The sequence below is a fragment of the Okeania sp. SIO2F4 genome, assembly GCF_010672385.1.
In the GTDB taxonomy this organism is placed as follows: domain Bacteria; phylum Cyanobacteriota; class Cyanobacteriia; order Cyanobacteriales; family Microcoleaceae; genus Trichodesmium.
Map to the genome: position 1 here is coordinate 1 of NZ_JAAHGT010000916.1, position 3,867 is coordinate 3,867.

1 protein-coding gene is annotated in these 3,867 nt (G+C 34.9%); it reads left to right on the forward strand.

The features are described 5' to 3' along the window. The first annotated feature begins 2,001 nt into the window (after positions 1-2,001). A complete protein-coding gene (locus F6K22_RS34905; RefSeq protein WP_293109022.1) occupies positions 2,002-3,810 on the forward strand; it encodes a sensor domain-containing diguanylate cyclase in 1,809 nt (602 codons plus the stop codon). Positions 3,811-3,867 lie beyond the last annotated feature (57 nt).

The window sequence follows — 3,867 nt, forward strand, 5'->3', positions numbered from 1 at the left end:
TACCCACCCCTAACCCCTCCCAGGGGTAGGTTTTTTACCTTTGATCTAAAAAGAAGTTTGGGGAGAGGGGGACCCACCCCTAACCCCTCCCAGGAGGGGAAGAGGGGGAGGAGGGGGGAGTTTATAGCTATTTATTGTATAAAAAAGTACATTTTTTTGAGAATTTTTAACTGAATCAAAGCGAGCGATCGCTCCTTTGTTAAAAACCTACCCCTGTAAACCCCTAACCCCTCCCAGGAGGGGAAGTCAGGAGGAATGGGGAATGAGTGAGGAGGGAGTCGGAAAAAACATCCCTTGATTTTTCTGCCTCCCGTCAACCCAAAATCCTAACTTTTTGAGATCCCAAAATGCGAAAACCTTGTACTTTTTCAAGACCTAAAAAGGCTAAAATCTTTATCTGTCAATACTGTTAGATTTAATCAGCAAACCATAATTAACTCTTATTCAAAAGAATAGAATTAACTAAAAGAAAATTTGTTTGATTTTTTTCGACTTGATTGGAGTTTGTTTAAATCTCAATTAATTGGTAAGCATTCAGCTATTAGCAGTCAGTTCATCCTACGGAATGTTACGCAAACAGCTTTTTAATGAATGAAGCCAGCTTTATTTTAACTTCTACTACATTTTAACCAGAGTATTCTCAACATTCAGCTATTAGCAGTCAGCTCTAAGTTTTTTAATGAATGAAGCCAGCTTTATTTTAACTTCTACTACATTTTTAACCAGAGTATTGAAGCACAAGAAAGACTCGTTTTAGTTGTGAAACCATACAATTATGTGGTTGGAAATAAGTTAATAATTCATAAATAAATGAAGCCAGCTTTATTTTAACTTCTACTATAGCAATCCTAAATAGGTTGTAATAAATCAAAAAGTAGATAAAAAACCTGAAACTCCCACCTGTTCCCTGTTCCCTGTTCCCTGTTCCCTGTTCCCTGTTCCCTAAAAACAGTAATTTTTTTATACACAAATAAAATAGGAATGCTATACATTTTAACCAGAGTATTCTCAACATTCAGCTATTAGCAGTCAGCTCTAAGTTTTTTAATGAATGAAGCCAGCTTTATTTTAACTTCTACTACATTTTTAACCAGAGTATTGAAGCACAAGAAAGACTCATTTTAGTTGTGAAATTATACAATTATGTGGTAGGGAATAAGTTAATAATTCATAGCTGAAGAGCGAAGTTCCTCCGCAGGAGGCTAGCTGAATCCTGACGGCTGAATGCTTACATTAATTGATTGGTAATATCAGTTGATTAACGAAGTCAGTAGAGGTGATTTCCTACAGAATGCTTCGCCAAAACGAATTACCCCTACAGAAGTCAGAAATTGTTTTTGTGGCAGGTATTTTGAGCAACCCTCCAAAAACATTTAGCCTTAAAAGACGGGGTTGCCTGACCCAATCCTATTTGATAAATTTTTGCTACAAAAATTTATGCTACTGCTTAAGAGTCAAGAGGAATAAAATCTAATATTTTATTTTGTAGTAAGCCTGTATTTTTAGTCAAAGAGACATTAAAATAAAGTTCTTTTTACTCAAATTTATTTGCAACATTATTTTTTAAAAATAGTATAAAATCAGATCCAAATAAATCTGATAGCTAACAGAAAAAAGAACTCATACCAATCCTATTTAAATTGTAATATTTTAGTGGTAGGGGCGAATGGCAATTCGCCCGTACAGGAGTCATAACTCAGTCGGACCGAGTCATAATTTTAAAGGTTTTCATTCCAAATTAACTATTATAAACATTTTCACAACTAATCTGCGGATTGCTATATATGCAAATTGCAGATTTGCTATAAAAAGTTCTAACGAAAAAGTACAAATAGCTTATAGAGATTTTTTTTACTATCTATATTTAGATATAATTTTTCATGGAATAGAGGTATTTTCAACCTCTTTCCTCATCTAAAGTCTTAAAATGTTTACCATATATAATCCATATATATATAATTTAAGAAAAGCTATATGTTACAATTTTAAGTAAAAAAACGAATGAATAACAGAAAAATTCCATATATATTAGCTACCTTATGCCGCCCAATAATTAATAAGATATCTAAGTTATTGGGATTACCAACCATTGACTATTTACAAGCTCAACTGCACCAAAAAACAGAACAACTAGAGCAAATATCTGCACACCAGAAAGCAATATACCGAGTCATCAGTAAGATTAGAGCATCTCTCGACCTAGAAACAATATTTCGCACAACTACAAAAGAAACTTGTAGACTTTTAGGTGTCGAAAGAGTCTCAGTATATCGTTTTTCTGAAGACTGGGGTGGTCAGTTTCTTGGAGACTTTGAATTTACTGAACCTGGTTGGGATAATTGTGGCAAACTAGGTAAAAACACTATCTGGAATGACTCCTATCTTCAAAAACATCAAGGTGGTAGGTATCGCCATAACGAAACATTTGTAGTAGAAGATATTTATACAGCAGGGTTATCTCAATGCCATGCTGAAATTTTGGAACAATTTCAAATCCGAGCCTTTGCAACTGCTCCCATTTTTGTCAAACAAAAACTATGGGGAATTCTGGCAGCCTATCAACATTCCAGACCCAATAATTGGCAAATTTCCGAAGTTAAATTTTTGACTCAAGTTTCTGCCCAATTAGGCATGGCCCTACAGCAAGCAGAACAACTGGCCGAATTAGAGCAAAAAGCGAAATCTTTGCGAGAAACTGGCCAGCAACAAATAATTTTATTGAACTTAATCTCAGCAATTCGTGAGTCTCTAGACTTTGATACCTTATGTCAAACTACTATCAAAGAAGTTAGAAAAACTTTGCAGTGCGATCGCGTCGGGTTATTCCGCTTCGATCTAGATAGTAACTATTGCTATGGTGAATTTGTTGCTGAAAGCGTTTTACCTATTTATGATTCTGCGCTTTTGAAAAAAGTCAAGGATTATTGTTTTGGGGAAAAGTATGCCATCCACTATCAACATGGAAGTATACAAGTGCTAACTGATATTTACAATGCTGGATTAAAAGATTGTCATATTCAAGTGTTAGAAGAATTTCAAATTAGGGCACAAATAATCGTACCTTTAATGAACGGTTCAAAACTTTGGGGACTTCTATGTATTCATCAGTGTGAAAATACCCGTGAATGGAGTAAAAATGAAATTCGATTTGTTAAACAACTAGCAGCTCAATTTAGTATCGCTTTGCAGAATTCTCATTTATTAGCTCAAACCCGTTCTCAAGCAGAGGAATTATCCCAAGCTCTTGATGCACTTCAGGAAGCAAATGATAAATTAGAAAATCTGGCTCGACTTGATAGTTTAACTCAAGTTCCTAACCGCCGTTATTTTGATGAATTTTTAGACCTAGAATGGAAAAGACTGGTAAGAGAAAAGCAATATTTATCTCTAATTATGTTTGATATCGATCATTTCAAATTATACAATGATTTTTATGGTCATCAAGCAGGAGATCAATGCTTGGTTAAAATAGCTAAGACGGCTAAAGAAATTGTGAAACGTCCTGTAGACTTGTTAGCTCGCTATGGAGGAGAAGAATTTGCTGTGATTTTACCAAATACTGGTCAAAGTGGAGCTTGTGTAGTGGCAGAACAAATTAAATCAGCAATTAATAATTTAGGTATTCCTCATGGGAGAACTGAAAAACAAATAGTTACCTTAAGTTTGGGTATTGCTACTCAGATACCATCAGTTTATCAAACACCACAGAAATTGATACTTGAAGCCGATCAAGCTTTATATCAGGCTAAACAACAGGGGCGAGATTACTGTATGCACTTTAGAACGATCGAAAAAGATGCAGACTACTAGTCGCTACCCGGAGGTCAAAAGTCAAAAAATAAAAGTCACAAGTATTGATTGGTAAGA

Coding starts and splice junctions, on each gene's coding strand:
- F6K22_RS34905 (WP_293109022.1), top strand. CDS start 2,002: ATGAATAACAGAAAAATTCCATATATATTAGCTACCTTATGCCGCCCA.